A 22318-nucleotide genomic window follows, 5' to 3' on the forward strand; every position below is an offset into this window, starting at 1 on the left:
TGAATGAAGGAACACTGTCAGAAGTTGGCTCATGTTCTGACAAAGAAGCCCATGAATGAAGGAACACTGTCAGAAGTTACCTTTGGTTTGATTGCCATGATTTTGCCAAACGAGCAGAAGCTGGCTCAGGTGAGAAAGTTGCTATCACTTATATAAAACATAAATATTAGACTGTAAAAATAAAAAGCCCATATCCATAATGGATATAGGCAATAAGCTAACAGCACCTCGATACTTTTCCACCCTTACCATTGTACCGGGCTTCCTGTGCTTCACAAAAGAATTCCTTCCTTGATTTAATCGGATCCTTTGGATGGTGTGTTCTCATATGTTCCACGTACTTTTCATAACTTGGGACACCAACCAGCAGGGATAAAAATTGCTTTCGGTATGAAAAAACCTCTCTTATTATATTAAGCATAATGCTTTATGTCTCCATCATCCCTAGGAACATAAGGGGATTCATGTAAATCCATTTTGTGATTTTTTAATACCTTAATCCAAATTCGGAAGGAAGCAATAAGCACGGCTATAACCACTACCATAAAAAATCCACACAGGGCAGCATCAATATAGTCATTGAGCAAAACCTGCTTCATTTGCTCTTTATTTGCCGCTGGGGCCAGGACTTTACCAGCATCTAATGATTCCTTGAAAACCTTCGAGTGTGCCAAAAAGCCAATTTTGGGATTTTCGTGGAAGAGCTTTTGCCATCCGGCAGCCATTGTAACAATCAAAATCCAGGTGGTTGGAACGAGCGTTACCCATACATATGCTTTTTTTCCCATTTTTAAAAGGACCGTCGTTCCAAGGAGCAGGGCGATTGCTGCGAGCATTTGGTTTGCAATCCCAAAGAGAGGCCATAACGTATTGATTCCTCCAAGTGGATCAATAACACCTTGGTAGAGAAAATATCCCCAACCAAAAACACAGAGAGTTGTTGCGATAATATTTGGTATAAGTGCCTCTGTTTTTGCGAATGGTTTATAGGCAGTGCCAAGAATATCCTGAATCATAAAGCGTCCTACTCTTGTTCCAGCATCAATTGTTGTTAAAATAAACAAGGCTTCAAATAGAATGGCAAAATGGTACCAGAAGGCCATCAAAGTCTTGCCACCGATTACATTTGAAAAAATAACGGCCATTCCAATCGCAAGGGTAGGTGCACCACCAGTCCGTGAAAGAACGGTTTGTTCCCCAACATCATTGGCCAGCTTGGTCAAATCATCAGGTATAATAGTGAATCCCCAACTAGAAACAGTCTGGGCAGCCTGGACTGCATCCGTTCCAATAACAGCAGGGGGGCTGTTGATCGCAAAGTAAATACCCGGGGTCAGTACACAGGCAGCAATCATGGCCATTACAGCAACGAAGGATTCTGTTAACATGGCACCGTATCCGATTGGTTGGGCGTGAGACTCTCGCTCGATCATTTTTGGCGTTGTTCCTGAAGAAACAAGTGCATGGAATCCTGATACGGATCCACAAGCAATAGTGATAAATAGGAAAGGAAACAGATTTCCTGCAAATACAGGGCCAGTACCATCAATAAACTTTGTCATGCTTGGCATTTGTAAATCAGGAGCAACAATGATAATCCCTAAAGCAAGTCCAACAATGGTACCGATTTTTAAGAAGGTACTTAAATAGTCACGAGGTGCAAGAAGCATCCAGACGGGAAGAACTGAAGCAATGAATCCATAAATAATCATCATGATGGCAATGGTTTCACCTGAAAAGGTAAACATCTTTGCTAACTCGACGTGCTGAGAAACATATTGTCCGCCATAAATAGAGAGCAGGAGAAGGACTACCCCGATTAGAGAGGCCTCACCGATACGACCAGGACGAATATAACGCATATAAAATCCCATCAGGATGGCAATAGGAATCGTTGCCGCAATCGTAAACATTCCCCACGGGCTACCGGTAAGCGCTTTCACGACAACGAGTGCTAAAACGGCCAATAAAATAATCATAATACCTAATATGCCAATCATTGAAATCAAGCCAGTGATTGGTCCAATTTCTTCCTTAATCATTTCACCAAGTGATTTACCATTCCGACGCATGGAGCCAAATAAAATGATAAAGTCCTGAACTGCACCGGCAAGAACTACACCGACCACAATCCAGATTGTTCCAGGCAAATAACCCATTTGCGCTGCAAGAATAGGTCCGACTAACGGTCCTGCCCCCGCAATAGCTGCAAAGTGATGTCCGAAAAGAACCCATTTGTTTGTAGGAACATAGTCTTTACCATCATTGTTGATTTCTGCTGGTGTTTTTCGGTGGTCATCCAGTTCAAATACTTTCCTAGCCATAAACTTGCTGTAAAACCGATAGGCTACGGCATAAACACAGATAGCGGCAGTAACGAGCCAGATGGCATTAATGCTTTCACCGTTGTTCAAGGCCATGACTGCAAAGCCTGAAGCACCGAGTGCAGAAACAATCCCCCAGATAATAATAGATTTTAATGCTTTCATAATAACTACCCACCTTTTAAAATTTTTGTATTTCTCTTGAATTATATTTTAATAGTCCCATTATTTGTATAAATAGTTATTCGATTTTTCTGAAAAAGAACAAAATGATTCTTTTTACTTATGCTAAGATATGGAAAATAGAGACTTTTAGAGTGGTTGGGAAATTTATGTAGATTATATTGGCATTTCCAGTCGGAATAAAGTATCCTATTTTGGTGTCAACTTTTTCCAAGGGGGAATTGGAATGATTGTGAATCCAAAAGAATTTGATGTTAATAATTTACGTTATATTGTGAGGTCTGCAGAAGAGAAGGATGCCAAAAACTTATCAGAAGTAAGATTACAGATTGATGGTGAAACGGAAAACCTTGAGAGAGAAAGAGGCGAGGCATACATAGATGAGGCGGGGTTTAAACAAATCATTAAAAATGATACAGAGAGTAAGAATAACCTGTTCTTAGTTGCTGAGGCCGATGGTAAAATTGTTGGTTTTTCAAGATGTGTAGGAAGCATTTTAAAAAGGAATGCTCATAAAGCTGAATTTGGTGTTTGTGTGTTAAAAGAGTATTGGGGTTATGGGATTGGAAAGAGATTTTTAATTGAATCGATAAATTGGGCAGATTCAATAGGAATCAAGAAAATCACCTTGAATGTTCTTGAAACGAATGATAAAGCGATCCAGTTATATGAAAAGTATGGTTTTGAAGTAGAAGGGGTCCTTAAGAAAGACAAACTTCTGTCAGATGGAAATTACTATAATATGATATTGATGGGACGGTTTAATGAATTAAATTAAGATATATTAACAGTTTAATAATTGGCTACCAAAACAAGAAAACCGGGTAGCCAATCATCTTCAATTAAAAAGGAAGAGGAAATTTAGCCAAACAAGAAGGCCAATCAATACCAATACGAAAATGAATGGTAACAACTTACTTATAGTTTTACTTGAATTGGTTTCCTCAGCTATTACACGAAACAGGACTATGTACACCAATAAATACACAACATCAATAAAGCATACAATAACCTCAGTATTATTGGGCGGTACCATAACCCCTAACATGGCTCCCATCATCCCACCCATGACCCCAGCAGTCATTCCCTCTAACGAAACAATCAGAGAAATGGGTCTTCCTGTGATATACCCTATAAACATCCCAATGGATACAGCTATTATGGTGGGAAGCGTTAAATCCTTTTCAAGTATATAAATCCCTAAGAATGTTCCTAACGCCACACTCGTCAACATTGAACTGGTCATGCTGATGACCATCGCAGCCATAGGACTTAGGCGTTTTCTTAATAAATATGTATTGTAGACAATTAAACTAGTAAGTAGAAAAATGAACATAATACTAACACAAAGTAACATAATAGCTCCGCCTCCTTCTTCATTTCTTTATGAAAAAAGAATCTAATTTAATGTAATACTTTTAGCAATATATGAAAAGAGGAGCCTGTCTCATACTATTACGTGTTATTTTTTGTGAAAAACTGTGAAAACGATAAAAAATTTCACAAGAAATTCACATTTGTATCTTGTTAATGTAGTTTAAATATCTTAATGTATTCTTGTGAAGGAATTATTAAGGAAGAAGAGGAGGGCCTAATTTGCTTCCAATTGAAAGACAGAATCAAATATTAACTTGGCTGAATGAAGAAGGAACACTTTCAATTGCCGACATTAGTAAGCGTTTAAATGTATCTGAAATGACTGTGTACCGGGATATTAAGCCCTTACTAGAGGAAAATAAGATTAACAAGACATCTGGCGGGGTATCGTTAGTTAGCATGGCGAATGTTTCACCAAATGCTTGTACCTACTGTTTAAAAGAAATGAACAACCGACACCCAATGCAAATCATCACGAATTATCAAGTGGTCGAGCAATTTTGTTGCCCACACTGTGGGTTGTTACGATACAAAGATATTGAAAAAAATGTATCTCAAATCATTTGTCGTGACTTCCTTCAAAATACAACGATTAGTGCAAAATTGGCTTATTTTCTACTTGATGCAGATTTTAATTTGAACTGCTGTCAACCACAAGTTCTCACCTTTGATTCAATAAAATATGCTCAGCAATTTCAAAAAGGTTTTGGGGGAACAATATTTCGCTTTGAGCAAGCAGTAGAAGAGATTTCGAAAAGAATGAGTGGAGAGTTTGGCTGTGGATGCAACAAATAGAGAGGACGTGCTAAATTGAGTTTTAAAAAAAGCTGCATTGTTTTTGCTCTCATATTTTATCTTTTTCTATTTTTGCATCCTTCATTTCCTTCCGCTCATGCATACATAAAAAAATCAACACCTTCCGAGAATGAAACACTCTCAAAGCAACCTGAGAAAGTAATGATTGAGTTTGATGAACCAATTCAGCCGGCCTATCATTCGATAGAAGTGTTTGATTCAGAAGGGAATCGTGTAGATCAAAAAAACGGGCATGTTGATACGGAAAATTCATCGGTTATCGAATGTGGCCTTAACGATCATCTTCCAAACGGTACGTACCGGATACAATGGAGAGTTGTTTCTAGTGATGGTCATCCTGTTCAAGGGGTGATTCCCTTTCAGATAGGGGACTTAGAGAGCAATCAAAAGAGATCCAATATCAATCAAGAGTCAAAGGGTTATACGCCTAAATGGGACCTTCTTAGCATTCGCTGGCTTCAATATGTAAGTAATGCATGTTTGGTTGGAGCACTCTTTTTTTACATGTTTATTTTACATAAGGAATTAGTAACAGATTTATGGGTAAAAGCTGCAGTTAGAAAAATAGTCAAGTTTTCGTTCCTGATTTTAAGTTTAAGTATTCTTTTGAGTTTACCGTTACAAGCCACTATAGAATCAGGTTTACCTTGGAATGAGGTTCTAAGTATCCAAGTATTAAGGGAAATGATAGAGAACACTCTCTTTGGAAAAACATGGATCATCCAAATCGATGGGGTGTTTTTGCTTTCTATTTCCACCTATCTGGTTATAAAGAAACGATTGGATAAGCCAATATTACTTTGGATGACGCTTATACTTGGAATAGGACTTTTATTATCAAAGTCCTTTACCAGTCATGCGGCATCATCCACAAATACGTTTTACAGTATTTCCTTGGATTTCGTTCATTTATTATCCGCCTCCATTTGGATTGGAAGTTTACTGCCTTTAGCAACTTTGATCCCTTTAAGCCAAAAGAAGGAATCAAAGACTTTGTTTATAGCAACCATAAAAAGGTTTTCAAAATGGGGAATAGTGCTTGTAATTGTTCTAGCAATAACAGGCTTTATGAGTAGTCTTTCATACGTTCCTAATCTTAGAACGCTTGTTTCCACTGATTACGGAAGAGTATTGTCAGGTAAAATCCTACTATTTGTTTTGATGATCATTTTTGCAATGGCAAACTTTTTTAAAGGAAAGAGTAGTAGGGAAACAGGATGGAGTTCAACCTTATGGGGTGAGTTAACACCAGGACTACTTGTTTTGGGACTTTCTGTTTTATTAACAAATCTACCAACTGCTATGGCATCTCCTGGACCTTTTATAGAAACAAAAACTATTCAACAAGGAACTAGAATGACATTTGAAGCGACTCCGAACGTTATTGGAGAAAACTCTTTCGTAGTAGGTTTGAAGGACGAAAAGGGTAGGCCCATAACGAATATTGAACAAGTAACACTTACTTTTACTTCATTAGAAATGGATATGGGAAAAGATTCTAAGATATTAGAGAAGGTCAAGGATGGAAAATATGGAACAAGAGGGTTGAATTTTAACATGTCCGGTCAATGGGACGTCCAAGTTCATGTCCTTACCAAAGACTTAGAAACCCTCGATACTCATTTCAATGTCCTAGTAGGAAGTAATTAAACAACAACATAGAGGAGAAAGTATAATGAAAAAAATCTCAAAAGTATTTCTACCAACTATTTTAGGGTTATTTTTGTTCACGAGCGTGGCCAGTGCACATGTCACGGTGACACCAAAGACATCAACAACAGGGGCATGGGAAACTTATACGGTTAAGGTCCCAGTTGAAAAAGATATTCCAACAACTAAATTCACTTTAAAAGCACCTGAAGGGGTTGAAATTATGTCCTATCAGCCCGTACCAGAATGGACTTATACTGCTGACAAGGATGCGAATGGAAAAGTTAAATCAATCACATTTGAGTCTACTGGTGAAGGAATACTACCAGGACAATTTCAACAGTTTACTTTTGTTGCTAAAAACCCAGAAAAGGCAACAAAGGCTGCATGGGATGCGTTTCAATACTACAAAGATGGTAGTATCGTTGAATGGACAGGGGATGAAGGGGCAGATTCCCCACATTCTATTACAAATATTGTTGTAGGGACATCAACAGCGGATCATCATCAAGCTACAACTGAAGACACTCACAAAGACGACACAAAAACAACAGATGTTGAGACTACGTCCACTAATCTACCTTTAGTTTTATCGATTGTATCAGTTATTCTATCACTAGCTGCATTTGTATTGGCATTACGTAAAAGGAAATAAATATTAAAAAGAAGCGCTGCAATGAATGCCAAACTATTGTCAATTTTATTTGCAACAATAACAATATTACATCGTCTATTTCTATAAGGGGGGATGTAATTGAGGAAGATAATAAGTTTATTTTTCATTTTTCTAATCGGTTCTACTTTTCTTATAAGTACAACTTATGCAAGTTGGGCATATGCCTTTGTTGTCTACGATGGTAACATTTATATTATTTCAGAAGCTCATATTGAACCCAAGCAAATTGGTAAGAAAATAGGTAAGGTAACTAAGTATTCTGACATAGAAGGTACTTATAGTGGTAATTTTTCAAATCAGTTTCCAAAAGGAACTGAATACTACGAAATCAAAGGTATAACAACAAAAGAAGCAATCGCCATTAAAGAAAGCAAAGGATCATTTATTAAAGCAAAATATGATGGCAAATATGCTGGTTTCGACGAAAGTGACCATAAGAAATATATTGCAAAAAAATTATCATTATACTTTTTTGTAATCATTTTGTTTTTTGGTAGTATTTATTTATTTAATAAGAGAAGAAGAAAAAAATGAACCAAAAAGGATGTCAAAAGACATCCTTTTTGGTTCATTTATTTTTAGCAATCGCAAAAGTACTGTCAAATTAATTTTTCCACCTTCTAACTGAACCCGTTAGAATATGAGGCAGTGCTTTTTTTATGTCTACTGCGTTCGGTCATAATCAGAAGGAACGTTTAATCGAATTCGTTATGTCGTTCCAAAGTCCATCCCTGTTTCGAGCATTGCCAGTGTCGGTTGTGTAGTCTGTTAGTCGATTAAAGAAGTCTACATCGTATGTTACATATACATTGTTAACATTTTTTTCAGCTGTACGAACTTGTTTCGCAATTTCTCTTTCTAGGTGGTTAGATGCCTTCCTGAAGTTTGCCCCACCGTTAACACCAGTATCCCGAACGCCGGTCGTACCGCCAATGTTGGTCCCATTAGTAGTGCCGGGATTTAGAGCGTTGCCTGTATTGTCAGTACTAGTCACGCCTGTTGTACTTGGGTAATTACCATTTCTGCCTGTACCTGCCCCACGGGCGCTGATATCATTTGCGCGAGTCGTATCAACAGTGCTCATGCTGGTGCCGCGTGTAGTGCCCATACCCATATTTGTTTGGTTCGTTCGATTGTGTAGTTTCACCGCCACATATGCATCATGATTGCGGATGATAACATGTGCCAAATCAACGGCCTGTAATTTCTCTACACTTTTTCCTGCGCGATTAGAAACACGGAAGCTTTTATTGGAAACATTCGTTAAATCAAGACCATCATTGTTATTGTACCTAACATTGTTAGTATTTAAATTGTTTCTAGTTACATTATCTGTTCGATCGTTCATTCCACAGCCTGTTAAACCTAATAAGGTAGTTGCTAAAACGAAAGTTGCTAAACCTTTTTTCGTCAAAATTTCCACTCCCTTAAAAACATTGTCTTACATACATATAGTTGCCTTTTTAAGTTGAACTATTCGAGATTTTGGACAGGTAAAATATGTTCAATTCGGTATGAAGGAGTATAAGCACCTGAAGTGGTGTTAAGCTAAAAATAAAATACAGGGATTGTGAGGTGGCTGAACTATGGCAATTTTAACAACAGTTGGGAACGGCCTTTATTACAGTGAAAAGGGTGAAGGAACATCGATTATATTTGTTCATCCACCTCTTCTCACAAGTGCTAATTTTACGTATCAAGTAGAAGAGTTATCACGTGATTTTAAGGTGATAACATTTGATATTAGAGGTCACGGTCGGAGTCCTTATTCCGAGCAGACCTTAACCTATCAGCTCATTTCAGATGATATGATGCATCTTTTGGATCATCTAGGCATTGAAAAAACGTATCTTTGTGGCTATTCCACGGGTGGGGCGATTATATTGGAGTTTTTGCTGCGACATCCTAATCGTGCTTTAGGAGGCATTATTGTAAGTGGAATGTCAGAAGTGGGGGACAGTTATAACAAAAGAAGAATATCAATAGCAAGGTTTTTGACAAAAACAGGGGGACTTCCTATTTTAGGTCTTTCTGTTTCATGGAGTAACTCAGATACAATTCGTAATTTCAAGAATATCTATCGCGAAGCACTAAAGGGGAACAGAAAAAACATTGAGCAGTATTATCATGCTTGTTTAGAGTATAACTGTACAAATCAACTACAAACCATTGATAAACCGGTTTTGTTGGTATATGGAGAGGAGGATAGACACTTTCAACCTTATGCGAAGCTTTTACATAAAAAGCTACCGAATAATGAATTAAAGTTTATCAATGAAAAGCATCGCATTCCGACGAAATCGGCAGAGGAGTTAAATCAATTTATTCGGGAGTTTATCGAGGCTAGGCAGCAGAATTCGCTCATTAAAGGGTAACATTCGCTCATAAAAATCGAAATTCGCTCATATTACATTATGATTCGCTCATAAAACTAAAAAATTCGCTCATAAGCAGTTGGTCCGATAAAAAAAACTGGGGATCATCCAATTAAAATGGATGTCCCCAGTTAATTACATTACCGTTTCACCAAGCAATAACACCTTTAATTGTTCTTCAGGAAGATGTTGCTTTTTCCATTCCTTCAAGAGTCGTTCTAATGCTTCCGGCCCCGTGTCATCCGCTAAACGATACGCTCCATAATGCATCGGGACAAAGGTTTTTGCCTTTAATTCAACAAAAGCTTTCACACTATCCTCTGGTGAGATATGTGAATCCGCCATAAACCATTCTGGCTCATATGCGCCGATTGGCATAAATACCGTGTCAATGTCAAATCGTTCCGCAATTTGTTTAAAACCATCAAAATAGCCGGTATCCCCAACAAAATATAATGTATCTTGCTCTGTTTGGAAGATCCAGCCCCCCCAATGGGAGGTGTTCATATCCCTCAGGGACCTTCTTGTCCAATGCTGCGCGGGAACGAAATGGACAGTTAATCCATCATGTGTGGTACTTTCCCACCAATTCATTTCCGTTACTTTTTGATAGCCCTTTCTGTTAAAAAGGGACTTTAAGCCGGCAGGGACATAATATTGAGGGCTTCCTTTTAGTTTTTTTAACGTAGGGAAGTCCAAATGATCATAATGACCATGAGAAATCACAACGATATCAATCTCTGGAAGTTCTGAAAAAGAAAGCCCCGGTTCCGTTAATCGTTTTTGAAATCCCATCCGCTTCGCCCAAACAGGGTCAGTTAAAATATTGATTCCATTTAGCTGAATCAAAAAAGTAGAATGGCCAATCCAAGTATAAGAAGTATGGCTTCTGTTGGCGTTAATTTCTTTTATTTTTTTTGCAGGAAATTGTTCAATATTAACAGATAAATCCTTTACTTTACTTCGTCTTTCTTTCTGCCATTTCCTCATATCATTGAACGATTTGTTGTTTGTGACATTATTCAAGTTTACGTATCTTTTCATATTCACCTTGTTCTCCTCAAATACACTCTATTCTAATGCTGAGTATAGCATTTAAACCGATTATCCAGCAAAAATGTGGAAATGATTCCCGGTTTAATCTTTAATTTGTCGGGAAGAAAGACGGAAATGAGTATAGGAGCGAAGGGTCCTTTCAAGAAATGGCCTCCAATACTTTTCAGTAATCTTGACCACAAATGCGGTAAGATTTCCAAGGATGGCGCTCCCTACAATATCAGAAGGATAATGCTGACCCATCCAAATACGAGAAATGCCAACTAAAAGGGATAACAACCACAGACCCAAGCCCCAAGTCCGATGATAAACAAAAACAAAAGCGGAAACTGCAAATGCAAGAGCAGTATGTTTACTTGGAAACGAAGAATCCTTTCCAGAAGGTACTGGTGGTAATAAATGAACTGCTTGCTTCAAGAAAGGCCTAGGTCTATAAAAAAATCTCTTCATTAACATGCTAAGTAGATAGGTTACACTTATGGTTACCCCAGCAATTAGAGTTTTTCTTTTATTAAATTTAGCTTGAAATAATAGTAAGATTAATACATAAAGATAGACATAGCGCGTTCTCGTGGAAAGGGTAACCATGATGAAATCTACCAGTCGAGAATACCCGGACCATCTGTTAATGGACTTGAAAATCCGATCATTCATAAAAATACTCCTTTATTTGACCTATATAGTAATACTATTTTTCTCCTCTAGAAACCTAAATATGTACTTGATAAAGCCGCTTTATTCCCTGCCATTCAATACAGAATCATTTTGTAAAGCATAGTAAATAATAATCTCACCAAATACATGTTATAGGAGATAACATTTAATGGAGAAATCAAGCAAAGGGCTGTCAGCGTGGCAGCTTACTATGATGGCATTGGGAAGTGTGATCGGGGGTTCCTTTTTTCTAGGGTCGTCCATCGCGATTCATGCTGCAGGCCCATCAATTTTACTTTCATATATTATTGCGGGTGTACTGGTTTTTTTCATTCTTTATGCACTGTCAGAAATGACCGTGGGAAATCCTACTGTCGGTTCCTTTAGTACATACGCAGCACAAGAACTAGGTGAAGGAACGGGATTTGTTGTTGGATGGCTTTATTGGACAGGCATCGTACTTTCCATGTCGAGTGAAGCAACCGCTATTTCCATCCTATTTCAAGAATGGTATCCGAATGTATCAATAGCCATACTAGGAAGCGCCATTCTAATTGGAGTAACGTTGCTTAATCTTTTGGGAGCAGATAAGTTGGGCAAGTTGGAAAGCGGCCTTTCAGCAGTCAAAATATTTGCCATAATCTTCTTTATCCTAACGGCTATAGTGCTTATTTTCGGAATTATGCCAGGGAAGCCTGCTATCGGGTTAGGTGAATTAGCAAGAGAGCCCTTAATGCCTGGAGGGATAAAAGGGATTGCTGGAAGTATGTTAATTGTCATTTTTGCCTATGCAGGCTTTGAGATTATTGGATTAGCGGCTTCAGAAGCCAGTAATCCAACAGAAACCATACCTAAAGCGATTCGCTACACGGTGTTTTCACTCGTAGGTTTGTATATCCTTTATGCGTTAGTATTACTTCCGTTAATTCCAACTTCAACACTGAATGAAACCATAAGTCCGATGGTGGCATCCCTTGATCGCTGGGGGATAGGTTGGGCTGGTACGGCTCTAAACATCGTGTTAATTTCGGCCATTCTTTCTGCCATGCTGGCTGCTATCTTTGGGCTGGGAAGGATGATTCGATCTCTTGCAGATGAAGGGCATGCGCCAGGATGGTTGAAGGATTCAAAGGATGTTCCGTATCGCGGAATCTTATTTTCGGGGTTTGCCATGCTCGTGGGGCTTGGTTTTGGTCTATTGTTCCCGAGGGTGTACCTGGTTTTGATCACGTCGGGTGGTTTTGCCTTGATCTTTACCTATGCCGTGATAATGGCTAGTCACATCCGGTTTCGAAAAAGAAATGGGTGTCCGCCAGGGGGAATCTGTCAAATGCCCGGCTTTCCGTATACTTCTTGGATTACCTTAATCAGCATGATTATTGTTTTGGTAAGTATGCCATTCATTCCAGGCCAAGGAACAGGGCTTGTTGCAGGGATAGGGATGGTTGTCATTTATTCACTTATTTATTTTGCGATGAGATACCGGACTCGTTCGCGTTCGCAAGCGAGTGATAGCGGCGTACCAACAATTGATTATCGATCGGGAATGTTAACCGAATTCGCAGAAGAGCTGACAGATAAAGTGAATGATGAGGAAAAATAAGATACATTTAATGGGGTTGCTTGAAAGCTTTACCGGTTATGAAGGACAAGTATCGGTTGGATTGCAAGTAAAATGTCCTTCATTGGGGTAATGAAGGACAAAAACCGGTTGGCAAACAAGAAAAATGTCCTTCATTCGGGTTATGAAGGACAAAAACCGGTTGGCAAACAAGAAAAATGTCCTTCATCCGGGTAATGAAGGACAAAAACCGGTTGGTAAACATGAAAAATGTCCTTCATCTGGGTTATGAAGGACAAAAACCGGTTGGCAAACAAGAAAAATGTCTTTCATTCAGGTAATGAAGGACAAAAACCGGTTGGCAAACAAGAAAAATGTCCTTCATTCAGGTAATGAAAGAAAAATCCTACTGTGATTTTTCCTGCGAATGACCCGCACCATTAAATTTTTCACAAGAAAAGAAGGGATTCTATAATGATGAAACGAAAAGATAGTTACCTAACACTCTTATTAACGGATTAGTGCCGTGGGGTCTTTATCTCATTTGTGTTCGCACTAACTACAGCCAGCTATCTAGCGGTTTCGAGCATCGTGTTATATGGATTTATTGGTAGACTGCTGTTTTTCTGCACAGAAATTAAAAGTTATCATAAATAATAAAGTTTGCTAGTCTTACGAATTGTTAAACATGAATATAAGTAGATTAAGTTTTTTATTTTTGAAAAACAGGAAAGCAGGAAAAAGCAATGGTAGTTATCTATATTGTATCAGCAATTGGTCTCTGTTTGATTCTTGGGAGCCTCTATCAATGGCTGGCCACTAAGTCTGATGAAAAACAGTACCCAGCACCTGGCCAGTTTGTGGAGATTAACGGACGGAGGCTTCATTATCAAAGTTTCGGTGTGGAAAAGGGACCAATAGTTATCTTTGACCATGGATGTGGAATCGGCTCATCTTCACTCATTTGGAAACTGGTTACGGATAAAGTCTCACAGTTTGCGAGAGTCATTACGTATGATCGAGCAGGCTATGGCTGGAGTGACCCGGGGTTCTACCCGAGGACAAACGAAGCAGCGGTTGAAGATCTTCGTATTCTTATAGAAAAGGTCAATATGAAAGGACCGATTGTATTAGTCGGTCACTCTTATGGAGGGCTAAACGTTCGTTTATTTGCAAAAAAATACCCAACCTGGCAGCGGGAATCGTCTTAGTTGATGCCACCCACGAAGCCGAATTAACAAGTCGATTTCCGGCTAAATATGTTAAGGGGCAAATGATGGGAAGGAAAGCATTTAAGCTTCTTAAGTATATGTGTTATTTTGGTGTTTTAAGAATCATGGGTAAACTGCATGCCTTTTCCCAGATTGAAGAAATACTTAAGAGGTTTCCAAAGCAACTACAATCAATCTATCACTCTACACTCTTTTTAAATAAAACCGCAAAGGCTGTTGCAAGCGAGTTTTCAAATCTAGATGCTGGATATAACGCCGTAAGAGGTTCATCTCTTAGCCATGTCCCTTTAGTGGTGATTAAAAGTGGAAATGTTGAAAACCTAAATGGATTTTCAGAGATAGAAGTGGTTGAAACGAAAAAAGCCTTGCAAGAAGTAGCAGAAGAAATGTCTAAGTTATCAACAAATGGAGAACTATGGATTGCCGAAAATAGCGGTCACAATATTCATGTCGAGGATCCAGATCTTGTTGTAAAAGCAATAAATAAAGTTTGTCAAAATCAAGTTGGTGCCTTCCCCTTTGTTCGATAAACTGGGGTAGGTGTTTTTTTTTGTAAAAAAAAGGTTTTAACTTTTTAGAATAGAAATACTTAATATGGAAATGAAGGACAGGAAAGGATGATGGTAATGAATAGTTCGAAGGTAACCCCTATCAAAAATGAGATGGGAGCTGTATTTGTACACGTAAGTGATTTGAAAAAATCAGTGGAATGGTACAGTAGATTATTAGGAATTGATGTTGAGTATAGTGAAATAACATCACCGGTTTATAATATACCCATTCGTGGGACAACTGGATTAACCTTGGATGATCACACATTTGATCCTAACTTTAAGCATCAACCAGGATCAGGTCCAATCTTTAATTTCAGGGTCGAAGATATTGATATGGCTTATAGTTTTATACAAGCAAGTGGCATAGAAATTGTAAGAGAAATTGAGAGAATTGGGGAGCAATTTGCTTGGTTTAACTTCGCTGACCCTGATGGAAATGTACTTATGGCTTGTACTTGTTAAATAAAGAAAAAAGTTTTTTAAAAATATATGTTTATTTGTCAAAATAGTGGGTATTAACAAAGTGGGGTAATAACTTAATGGAGCTTTAAATAATTTACATAGGGGAGGAACTATCTTTGAGTACCTTTTATGACACAAGAAATATTTCGGAATATCTTATCAATAACAATGGGGATTTTCAAAAGAAACTTTTATCTGAGGCAGTTAATGTTGCATCAAATATCGAAAGTATTTTAAAAGCTGGAAATATTGATCTATTAAAAAATGCTCAAAGGCTAGCACTTTATGTTGTGGAAAATACTAAAGATGAACTCATTATTTTTGCTAAAGAAGAGGGTGTCGCTTGGGCGAAACATTCTTTAACCCTTTCTTTTAAACTAGAATGGGTACATGCCATAAGACGTGCTTTATGGCATTTCATAAAATTATATGATGCGTTAGATGAAAATGATAGTTATATTGATGATTTTTACGAAATGGAAAAGAACGTTAATGACGGGATAGATGAATTTTTAAATACCTTTTTTATTAGCTATTCAGAGTATAAAGATGAATTAATACGTTCTCAAAGGAAATTAGTTGAACATCTTTCGGTACCCATCATACCGGTTAGTGAAACGGTAGCTGTCTTACCATTAATTGGTTCGTTTGATCCGTATCGAATGGAAATTATTGAAGAGAAAGTATTAACAGATATTTCAAAGCTAAGAATACTAACATTGATTATTGACCTCTCTGGAATTTCGGACATGGATGAATTAACCATTTCTCATTTTCAAAAGGTTTTGATTGGTATTACGTTGATGGGGGCAAAATCAATCATAACTGGATTACGTCCAGAACTTGTTAGAAAAATGGTTCATTTAGGAATTGATCTTCACACTTACACAGAAACAAAAGCAACGTTACAGCAAACATTAAATACTCACCTTGTTTAGCAAGCACAATAAAGGAATTCTATCAATTTAGTACTGATAAATAGTATTAATCTTTATTTCTGCATCAAATACATATGGCTGCTGAGGAATATCAATTTTGGAAATCTGATTTATTTTTAACCCAGAAGCATCCACTGCACAGCAAGTAATTCCAAATAATTTTATAGTAATAGGAGCACGTAAAAATGACATCCATGGAAGGAATGTCTTTTTCACGTGCTTTATTTTTTGTAGTTTATATTTGTTCCGTCTCAATAATGAGCTGTATTTTTGTAAAGGTTTTAGTCTACATTCCCCGAATTTGCATGTGACGAAGCCTTAAGATATTCTTGATTACTTTCAGTATTCTTTAGTAATTTTAGAAGGTAAATATTGGTGTAATAAACTAACAAATATACTGGAATGGAATAATATACTTTCCAACCATTATATTCATAGACATTTAACAAGACTGCTACATATTCAAAAACTGTATTTAGGAGTGATATGAATAAAAGATATAAAACCTTTTTTATATATGATTTTTGGTAAACCCATTTGTCGTAAATGTAAATAAAGGAATAGGTGGCAGGTCCATAGATAAATATATATATAATTAAATCGAACAACTCGAATTCCTTTAAATCCATAACATCATATAAATCAAGTGGAGGGCCTGCAAGAAAATGATCAACGGTTATTCCAATTGAAATATTAAACAAAAATAATATTATGCTGGTTGAATAAGTAAATCGTTTAGGAAGTAATTTTACAAAAATAAAGGAGTAAAGAACACAGAGAATGAGTATAAAAATCTCATTTTCATCAAATTTATTTGGTAGGGGCATTGTTTATACTACTCCTTGTTAGCTTATCAAATGTATATGACATGATAAGGGACAAAATAATAATGGAGCTTCCCATATATGCTGATTTATAAAGAGTCCATTTATTTAGCTTTACTATATTAAACTGTTCATTTAAGGTTTCAAGATAATAACAGAGAAATATCCATCCAATTGATAACAACATTTTCAAGAATAATGCCCGATAAATCTTCTGTGAAAAAAATAAAGATAAGGGTAAAAGAAAACTTCGATCAATAATTTTATGTATAAGATTTCCCGACGAATCCGTAAATGTAATTATTTTTTGATTAAGTGCGAAAATATCATAAAATAAAGTAACAATAAAAAGGATGAAAAAAAAGTTACCTAGAGTTTGAATTAAGTCCTTTTTACAAGCTCTAAGCCAAAATAACATTAGGACAGTACATATTAGAATTTTAATAAATAAAAACATACGTCCCTCCTTAACCAAGGAATATAACATGATTATTCCCTAATTTTTTAAGAATTATCCTTTTCGATCATAATGATGAATCCATCAATTGGATGGTTAATTATCAATAAATTTAGGTTTATGATTAAATTAATTAATAGACAAAAAGACTGATGTTCATTCAAAGCTGAATGATTAGGAGGTTACGCATCTTGATAAGAAAATGATGAATGATTTGTGAAAGGAGAAATCATGGAAGAAATCAAAAAGAAGTTTAATTCAATTGACGAATACATACTACAATTTCCTCTTGAGGTTCAGGAAAAACTGCAAGCCTTAAGAAAGGTTATAGTGGAGACTGCACCAGATGCAAAAGAAAAGATAAGCTATAAAATGCCAACTTTTGTTTTACATAGAAATCTAGTGCATTTCGCTGCCTATAAAAATCATATCGGTTTTTATCCAACTTCAAGTGGAATCGAGGCTTTTAAACATAAAATTTCTGATTATAAAAGTTCAAAAGGAGCGGTACAATTTCCTTTAGATCAGATACTACCATATGAATTAATAAGTGAGATCGTTAAATTTAGAGTTGCTGAAGAAATAAAGAAAGAAGCAGAAAGGAAATTGAAAAAGAAAAAAATATATTAAAATAAGGTCTTTAAATTATTAGTTCAAAGAAATAGTTTTAGCACATAAAAAAACATCCCGAAAAGGAATGTTTTTTTATGTGCTTATTTTAAGTAATGTTTAATTGGTCTTTCTCTTTAATGCCGTTTACAACATCTTCAATTGTTACATTTGCAAGTGTTTTCTCCAAAGCTAGTTGAGCAGCTGAAAACAGTGGAACAATAGTGTTTTGGATGTTCCTGCCAACTGGACACGATGGATTTGGATTATCGTGCACACTAAACAATTCTTTATCTTGTACAACATTTACAGCTTTATAAACGTCAAGTAATGTAATTTCAGATAAATCCTTAGCAAGTTCAGCACCTGCAACCCCAGGGCGAACGGTAATTAACCCCGCATTTTTTAGCATTCCCATTAGTTTTCTAATAACAGCTGGATTTGTATTTACGCTTCCAGCTAAAAATTCAGAAGAGCTTACTCCATCTTTATTATACTCAATAAGAGATAATATATGAATTCCCACAGCAAAGCGACTGCTGATGGACATCGGTGATCACCTTCCTTCTGTCATTCTCAAGCTTTATGATGTAATTAAAATGATTACAACCTTATTATACCTAAAAATTTGATAAAAATATCAAAATAAATTTCGTTTTAATTGATTGACAAAAACACAAGAAGTAACTATTATAGTTACAGGTAATCAAAATAGTTACAAGATAATTGAATCACATAAATAACTTGGAGGAACAGAATATGAAAATGTTAGTAACAGGCGCCACAGGGAAATTAGGAACGAAAGTTGTTGAAGCATTATTAAAAACTGTACCCGCAAGTAATCTTGCAGTCAGTGTCCGCAATCCAGAGAAAGCGGAAAGGTTTAAATCTCGTGGTGTAGAAGTTCGACGAGGAGATTTTGATCAGCCGGAAACCTTAGATTCTGCTTTTGCAGGTATTGACCGTTTATTAATTATTTCTGCAGATGGGGACAATGAAACAAGAATTCGTCAGCATACAGCTGCAGTAAAAGCGGCAGAGCGTGCTCAAGTGAAATTCATTGCCTATACAAGTCTAGCAAATGCAAGAGAAACTTCGATGTTCCTTGCACCACCACACCGTGCTACTGAAGAAGCCATTTTAAAAAGTGGCATTCCATACTCCTTTTTACGAAACAACTGGTACTTGGAAAATGAAGTTAGCAGCATTCAAGGTGTATTGGCTGGAGCTCCTTGGGTTACATCAGCTGGAGTAGGCAAGGTGGGATGGGCACTTCAACAAGATTATGCTGAGGCAGCGGCAGCTGTTTTGGCTGGTAATGGACATGAAAATACAATCTTTGAGCTTTCAGGTAAACTACTATCTCAAGATGAACTAGTTTCTGCACTTGCAACTGTATTAGGTAAAGAAATAGCGGTACAGCATGTCGATGACGCAACATATGCGGACATCATGAAAGGTGCTGGCGTACCAGAATTTATCATTCCGTTTCTTGTAGATATCCAGAAAGGGATTCGTGATGGTGCATTAGAGATTGAAAGCAAGGATTTCGAAAAACTGCTTGGTCGTCCTGCAACGCCAATTAGCAAGGCATTGATTCAAATTGTTAATGGAATCTCAGAAGCATAAGATTTGGTTAAAATAAAAATATAAAACTATTTAATTAAAGAACAGCTCAATGGAATTCCCATGGGCTGTTCTTTATTAAAGGCTCTTTTCGTAAACTTTGTTGCTCTTTGTACTTTATTGTTCCTGATTCAAAAGCAACTTAGGACAGATTGAGTGTTTGGACTTTAGATCTATCTGAACTTGACGCAACTTCGGACAATTTAGGCGGAAAAGACAGAAACATTGTCAGAAGGCAGGGCGACTTCGGACCGTTTAGGTGGAAAAAACAGAAACATTGTCAGAAGGCAAGGCTACTTCGGACTTGTTTAGGTGGAAAAAACAGAAACATTGTCAGAAGGCAAGGCGACTTCGGACCGTTTAGGTGGAAAAAACAGAAACATTGTCAGAAGGCAAAGGAACTCCGGACAGAGTAAGCGGAAAAAACAGAAACATTGTCAGAAGGCAGGGCAACTTCGGGCAACTTGAATGAAATTAATAGTAATCAAGTCAAAAGATGTGAGACTTTAATAGAAAACATAAGTATGAATAACAACAATCTTTGCAAAAACAGCATTATTAATAAAAGGAGGAAAATGATGGAACAAGAAATCAAAATATGAGATAATATTGTTAATTGAGTAAATAATTCTGTTGGTTTGACTTTATATTTTTGGCCTGTAGTTACTTCCAAGATCAATCGTAAAACTTAATTCTAAATTTTCGTCAAGGACTAATCTTTTAGGTTAGTCCTTTGTTGTTCTTGCCCTAATTTTTTTAGGAAGAGATTAGAGGGTGAACACACTTAGATTGGCTTCACAAAAAGAAGGAGGATATGAAAATGAAAAAAAGAACAATTGGTGTCAATGGTCCATTAGTTTCTGAGATTGGCCTTGGTTGTATGGGGATGTCGTGGCTATATGGTACGACGGATCGGAGCGAAAGTATAGCTACAATTCACGAGACACTTGAGGAAGGTATTACACTTTTTGATACCGGCGACCTTTATGGTGATGGTCATAACGAATTACTTTTACGTGAAGCTTTACAAGGATCACAACGAGACAATGTTTTCATTGCAGTAAAATTTGATGGGAAGTTTCACTCGCCTGATAAAAATAATGTGGAAGTTGATAACCGTCCAAGTACAGTAAAGAATTTTCTTAAGGATACGTTACAGCGCCTAGGTGTCGAGTATATAGATCTTTATCAGCCTGCTCGTGTAGATCCTAATATACCTATAGAGGAAACTGTTGGTGCCATTTCTGATTTGGTAAAGGAGGGATATGTTCGACACATTGGGCTTTCCGAAGTTGGGGTCGATACCATCCGCCGCGCTCATGCTGTCCATCCAATAAGTTGGCTGCAAATAGAATATTCTCTTTTTAATAGAGGGATTGAATTAAATATCCTTCCTACTTTGCGGGAATTAGGTATTTCCCTATCGGCTTATGGTGTTCTATCAAGGGGGCTGCTAAGTGGTAATTGGTCAAAAGAGCGTGTAGTAGGTTCCGAAGATGTCCGTGGTAAAGCACCGCGGTTTACCAGCGAAAATATTGAAAAGAACTTAGCCCTTGTAGAGGCATTGCGTGAAATTGCAAAAGAAAAGCAGGCAACAGTTGCCCAGATGGCTATTGCATGGGTTTTATCTCAGGGGGAGGATGTGATCCCGTTAATTGGTGCGAGAAAGAGGTCACAACTTTACGAATCACTCGGTGCAGTGGATCTAAAATTAAATTTAAACGACCTTTCACGAATAGAGGAAGCAGTTCCTTCAGAATTAGTCTCAGGTGAATACTACGCTAAACCACGGAAGAAATGGTTTCATTAATGTATTACAAAGTGGATGGTCTATTTTTAAATGAATTGGATGGTTCATAATCTATAAAGGTAGGTTATTATAAAATTTATTAATAGACAATAAGAATGCAAGAGGTGTACTATGAATATTATGTTTGGGTTGGTTATTTTGATATTAATTATTTCGGTGGTTTCCACCTTGTTGTTAACGAAAAAACCAGATGAAAACTATAGTAGTTCTACAAAAAGAAATACAACTAATTTAACACTAATATATGTATTTATTATTTTTATTGCGTTAACTTCACTTGGAATATATATATGGCTAAATTAGTCGGGACTCGTCGTTATTGATTAGTGCTGACTCTTTTACGGCTATTATGATAACGGAGATGATGAATGATGATGTGGACAATAATTTCGATCATTGTAATAAGCTTGCTGAAGATCTTAATGACCTGTTTGCCAACTGGTACGGTGGAATGGATTATCAAAAAATTTGATGTCCATTCTAAACTGATTGATCAAGAGGTAACGGTAACCCTTGACGGAAAACTCATAGAAGGGGAAGAAAAGAAACAGATTATTCATGATTTTAATAAAGCTGTTTTCTTAGATAAGCAGTATATTTTCCCAGGAACAGAGGAGTTATATTTACATCCAGAAAACAGTGGACCTCCAATAGTCATTGATTCGCAAAAAGGTAAACATGCCACTAGGTTGTTTGTATTCCGTTACGAAGATCATGTGGATGTAGTGAAACAGTATAAGAAGAAAGTAGCGGCGTATAGTATTTTATCAGACAGCCTCCAAAAATGTTCTTTTTCAGTAACGAGAGATGCAGTTTAAAGATAGTTAAAAAGTCAGTAATTAACACTATCGGGTTTCTTTTTCATCGCAAACAATTAAAAATGTAAAGGAAAATGCCTATTAAATGTTAATTTGATAGGCATTTTTAATTGATATATAGCGATTTCTATGTGAAAGAAGGAGGAGCCCCATTTGCAGAAAAAGAACTTTAATAATGCACCTCATCTTAATATCATCGCTATATATTTCGTGCTGTTCATTATTAAGCGATTCTTCAATAACGAAGAATAGCATTTTCCTTATTGAAGTAAAGAAGCGGGTTAGTAGAATAAGAAATATGAAGAGACTAGCTCTT

At 36.8% G+C, this 22318-nt stretch carries 24 protein-coding genes; 15 read left to right on the forward strand and 9 right to left on the reverse strand.

Features of this window, described 5'->3' with window-relative positions; all coding sequences use genetic code 11:
• Positions 1-217: 217 nt before the first annotated feature.
• A complete protein-coding gene (locus ABES03_RS00005) occupies positions 218-421 on the reverse strand; it encodes a YbdD/YjiX family protein (RefSeq protein ID WP_430114059.1) in 204 nt (67 codons plus the stop codon).
• Positions 414-2489, reverse strand: coding sequence for a carbon starvation CstA family protein (locus ABES03_RS00010; protein ID WP_430114062.1), 2076 nt, complete (start codon positions 2487-2489; stop codon positions 414-416). Before ABES03_RS00010 ends, ABES03_RS00005 begins: the two co-directional genes overlap by 8 nt.
• Positions 2490-2733: 244 nt before the next feature.
• Between ABES03_RS00010 and ABES03_RS00015 the strand changes: the two genes are divergently transcribed.
• Positions 2734-3285, forward strand: coding sequence for an N-acetyltransferase family protein (locus ABES03_RS00015; protein WP_430114065.1), 552 nt, complete (start codon positions 2734-2736; stop codon positions 3283-3285).
• Between the two features lie 60 nt (positions 3286-3345).
• Here ABES03_RS00015 and ABES03_RS00020 read toward each other — a convergent pair whose 3' ends face one another.
• Positions 3346-3864, reverse strand: a complete 519-nt coding sequence (locus tag ABES03_RS00020; protein ID WP_430114066.1) for a hypothetical protein — start codon at positions 3862-3864, stop codon at positions 3346-3348.
• 239 nt (positions 3865-4103) lie between these two features.
• Between ABES03_RS00020 and ABES03_RS00025 the strand changes: the two genes are divergently transcribed.
• The 4 genes from ABES03_RS00025 (at position 4104) to ABES03_RS00040 (ending at position 7560) form a co-directional block, all read left to right on the forward strand.
• A complete protein-coding gene (locus ABES03_RS00025; RefSeq protein WP_430114067.1) occupies positions 4104-4679 on the forward strand; it encodes a DeoR family transcriptional regulator in 576 nt (191 codons plus the stop codon).
• A 15-nt stretch (positions 4680-4694) separates the two neighbouring features.
• Positions 4695-6350, forward strand: a complete 1656-nt coding sequence (locus tag ABES03_RS00030) for a copper resistance protein CopC (RefSeq protein WP_430114071.1) — start codon at positions 4695-4697, stop codon at positions 6348-6350.
• A gap of 25 nt (positions 6351-6375) precedes the next feature.
• Positions 6376-7005, forward strand: coding sequence for a YcnI family protein (locus ABES03_RS00035; protein ID WP_430114073.1), 630 nt, complete (start codon positions 6376-6378; stop codon positions 7003-7005).
• A 99-nt stretch (positions 7006-7104) separates the two neighbouring features.
• A complete protein-coding gene (locus ABES03_RS00040; protein ID WP_430114074.1) occupies positions 7105-7560 on the forward strand; it encodes a hypothetical protein in 456 nt (151 codons plus the stop codon).
• Between the two features lie 148 nt (positions 7561-7708).
• Here the strand turns inward: ABES03_RS00040 and ABES03_RS00045 are convergent, their stop codons facing one another.
• Positions 7709-8440, reverse strand: coding sequence for a YhcN/YlaJ family sporulation lipoprotein (locus ABES03_RS00045; protein WP_430114076.1), 732 nt, complete (start codon positions 8438-8440; stop codon positions 7709-7711).
• 172 nt (positions 8441-8612) lie between these two features.
• On the opposite strand from ABES03_RS00045, the gene ABES03_RS00050 reads away from it, so the two are divergent.
• On the forward strand, positions 8613-9401 hold the full coding sequence (locus tag ABES03_RS00050; protein WP_430114078.1) for an alpha/beta fold hydrolase: 789 nt from the start codon (positions 8613-8615) through the stop codon (positions 9399-9401).
• Positions 9402-9536: 135 nt separating this feature from the next.
• On the opposite strand, the gene ABES03_RS00055 is transcribed toward ABES03_RS00050, so the two are convergent.
• Both ABES03_RS00055 and ABES03_RS00060 read right to left on the reverse strand, forming a co-directional pair.
• Positions 9537-10445 carry an MBL fold metallo-hydrolase gene (locus ABES03_RS00055; protein WP_430114080.1) on the reverse strand — a complete coding sequence of 303 codons (909 nt, stop codon included), beginning with the start codon at positions 10443-10445 and terminating at the stop codon, positions 9537-9539.
• 93 nt (positions 10446-10538) lie between these two features.
• The gene (locus ABES03_RS00060; protein WP_430114083.1) at positions 10539-11111 is read right to left on the reverse strand and encodes a phosphatase PAP2 family protein; all 573 of its coding nucleotides are present in this window, start codon (positions 11109-11111) and stop codon (positions 10539-10541) included.
• Positions 11112-11280: 169 nt separating this feature from the next.
• On the opposite strand from ABES03_RS00060, the gene ABES03_RS00065 reads away from it, so the two are divergent.
• The 5 genes from ABES03_RS00065 to ABES03_RS00085 all read left to right on the forward strand — a co-directional run bounded on the left by ABES03_RS00065 (position 11281) and on the right by ABES03_RS00085 (position 15858).
• Complete coding sequence (locus ABES03_RS00065; RefSeq protein ID WP_430114084.1) at positions 11281-12714, forward strand: amino acid permease; 1434 nt, start codon at positions 11281-11283, stop codon at positions 12712-12714.
• Between the two features lie 704 nt (positions 12715-13418).
• Positions 13419-13883 carry an alpha/beta fold hydrolase gene (locus tag ABES03_RS00070; protein ID WP_430114086.1) on the forward strand — a complete coding sequence of 155 codons (465 nt, stop codon included), beginning with the start codon at positions 13419-13421 and terminating at the stop codon, positions 13881-13883.
• A 62-nt stretch (positions 13884-13945) separates the two neighbouring features.
• Positions 13946-14434: a hypothetical protein gene (locus ABES03_RS00075; protein ID WP_430114087.1), complete on the forward strand. Its 489-nt coding sequence runs from the start codon at positions 13946-13948 to the stop codon at positions 14432-14434.
• 96 nt (positions 14435-14530) lie between these two features.
• Positions 14531-14920 carry a VOC family protein gene (locus ABES03_RS00080; RefSeq protein WP_430114089.1) on the forward strand — a complete coding sequence of 130 codons (390 nt, stop codon included), beginning with the start codon at positions 14531-14533 and terminating at the stop codon, positions 14918-14920.
• A gap of 116 nt (positions 14921-15036) precedes the next feature.
• Positions 15037-15858, forward strand: coding sequence for an STAS domain-containing protein (locus ABES03_RS00085; RefSeq protein WP_430114092.1), 822 nt, complete (start codon positions 15037-15039; stop codon positions 15856-15858).
• A 27-nt stretch (positions 15859-15885) separates the two neighbouring features.
• On the opposite strand, the gene ABES03_RS00090 is transcribed toward ABES03_RS00085, so the two are convergent.
• The gene (locus ABES03_RS00090) at positions 15886-16074 is read right to left on the reverse strand and encodes a hypothetical protein (protein ID WP_430114093.1); all 189 of its coding nucleotides are present in this window, start codon (positions 16072-16074) and stop codon (positions 15886-15888) included.
• A 65-nt stretch (positions 16075-16139) separates the two neighbouring features.
• The gene (locus ABES03_RS00095) at positions 16140-16685 is read right to left on the reverse strand and encodes a hypothetical protein (protein WP_430114095.1); all 546 of its coding nucleotides are present in this window, start codon (positions 16683-16685) and stop codon (positions 16140-16142) included.
• A gap of 685 nt (positions 16686-17370) precedes the next feature.
• Between ABES03_RS00095 and ABES03_RS00100 the strand changes: the two genes are divergently transcribed.
• Entirely contained in the window at positions 17371-17769 is a 399-nt protein-coding gene (locus tag ABES03_RS00100; RefSeq protein ID WP_430114097.1) for an iron chaperone, read from the forward strand.
• A gap of 88 nt (positions 17770-17857) precedes the next feature.
• Here ABES03_RS00100 and ABES03_RS00105 read toward each other — a convergent pair whose 3' ends face one another.
• The gene (locus ABES03_RS00105; RefSeq protein WP_430114098.1) at positions 17858-18298 is read right to left on the reverse strand and encodes an Rrf2 family transcriptional regulator; all 441 of its coding nucleotides are present in this window, start codon (positions 18296-18298) and stop codon (positions 17858-17860) included.
• A gap of 209 nt (positions 18299-18507) precedes the next feature.
• On the opposite strand from ABES03_RS00105, the gene ABES03_RS00110 reads away from it, so the two are divergent.
• The 3 genes from ABES03_RS00110 to ABES03_RS00120 all read left to right on the forward strand — a co-directional run bounded on the left by ABES03_RS00110 (position 18508) and on the right by ABES03_RS00120 (position 22002).
• Positions 18508-19377, forward strand: coding sequence for an SDR family oxidoreductase (locus tag ABES03_RS00110; RefSeq protein WP_430114100.1), 870 nt, complete (start codon positions 18508-18510; stop codon positions 19375-19377).
• An 817-nt stretch (positions 19378-20194) separates the two neighbouring features.
• On the forward strand, positions 20195-21184 hold the full coding sequence (locus ABES03_RS00115; RefSeq protein ID WP_430114101.1) for an aldo/keto reductase: 990 nt from the start codon (positions 20195-20197) through the stop codon (positions 21182-21184).
• 371 nt (positions 21185-21555) lie between these two features.
• On the forward strand, positions 21556-22002 hold the full coding sequence (locus ABES03_RS00120) for a YfmQ family protein (protein WP_430114141.1): 447 nt from the start codon (positions 21556-21558) through the stop codon (positions 22000-22002).
• Positions 22003-22318 lie beyond the last annotated feature (316 nt).

The organism is Neobacillus rhizosphaerae (genome assembly GCF_050477885.1).
Classification (GTDB): Bacteria; Bacillota; Bacilli; order Bacillales; family Cytobacillaceae; genus Neobacillus; species Neobacillus rhizosphaerae_A.

Coding starts and splice junctions, on each gene's coding strand:
- ABES03_RS00005 (WP_430114059.1), bottom strand. CDS start 421: ATGCTTAATATAATAAGAGAGGTTTTTTCATACCGAAAGCAATTTTTA.
- ABES03_RS00010 (WP_430114062.1), bottom strand. CDS start 2,489: ATGAAAGCATTAAAATCTATTATTATCTGGGGGATTGTTTCTGCACTC.
- ABES03_RS00015 (WP_430114065.1), top strand. CDS start 2,734: ATGATTGTGAATCCAAAAGAATTTGATGTTAATAATTTACGTTATATT.
- ABES03_RS00020 (WP_430114066.1), bottom strand. CDS start 3,864: ATGTTACTTTGTGTTAGTATTATGTTCATTTTTCTACTTACTAGTTTA.
- ABES03_RS00035 (WP_430114073.1), top strand. CDS start 6,376: ATGAAAAAAATCTCAAAAGTATTTCTACCAACTATTTTAGGGTTATTT.
- ABES03_RS00050 (WP_430114078.1), top strand. CDS start 8,613: ATGGCAATTTTAACAACAGTTGGGAACGGCCTTTATTACAGTGAAAAG.
- ABES03_RS00055 (WP_430114080.1), bottom strand. CDS start 10,445: ATGAAAAGATACGTAAACTTGAATAATGTCACAAACAACAAATCGTTC.
- ABES03_RS00060 (WP_430114083.1), bottom strand. CDS start 11,111: ATGAATGATCGGATTTTCAAGTCCATTAACAGATGGTCCGGGTATTCT.
- ABES03_RS00065 (WP_430114084.1), top strand. CDS start 11,281: ATGGAGAAATCAAGCAAAGGGCTGTCAGCGTGGCAGCTTACTATGATG.
- ABES03_RS00070 (WP_430114086.1), top strand. CDS start 13,419: ATGGTAGTTATCTATATTGTATCAGCAATTGGTCTCTGTTTGATTCTT.
- ABES03_RS00075 (WP_430114087.1), top strand. CDS start 13,946: ATGATGGGAAGGAAAGCATTTAAGCTTCTTAAGTATATGTGTTATTTT.
- ABES03_RS00080 (WP_430114089.1), top strand. CDS start 14,531: ATGAATAGTTCGAAGGTAACCCCTATCAAAAATGAGATGGGAGCTGTA.
- ABES03_RS00095 (WP_430114095.1), bottom strand. CDS start 16,685: ATGCCCCTACCAAATAAATTTGATGAAAATGAGATTTTTATACTCATT.
- ABES03_RS00100 (WP_430114097.1), top strand. CDS start 17,371: ATGGAAGAAATCAAAAAGAAGTTTAATTCAATTGACGAATACATACTA.
- ABES03_RS00105 (WP_430114098.1), bottom strand. CDS start 18,298: ATGTCCATCAGCAGTCGCTTTGCTGTGGGAATTCATATATTATCTCTT.
- ABES03_RS00110 (WP_430114100.1), top strand. CDS start 18,508: ATGAAAATGTTAGTAACAGGCGCCACAGGGAAATTAGGAACGAAAGTT.
- ABES03_RS00115 (WP_430114101.1), top strand. CDS start 20,195: ATGAAAAAAAGAACAATTGGTGTCAATGGTCCATTAGTTTCTGAGATT.
- ABES03_RS00120 (WP_430114141.1), top strand. CDS start 21,556: ATGATGTGGACAATAATTTCGATCATTGTAATAAGCTTGCTGAAGATC.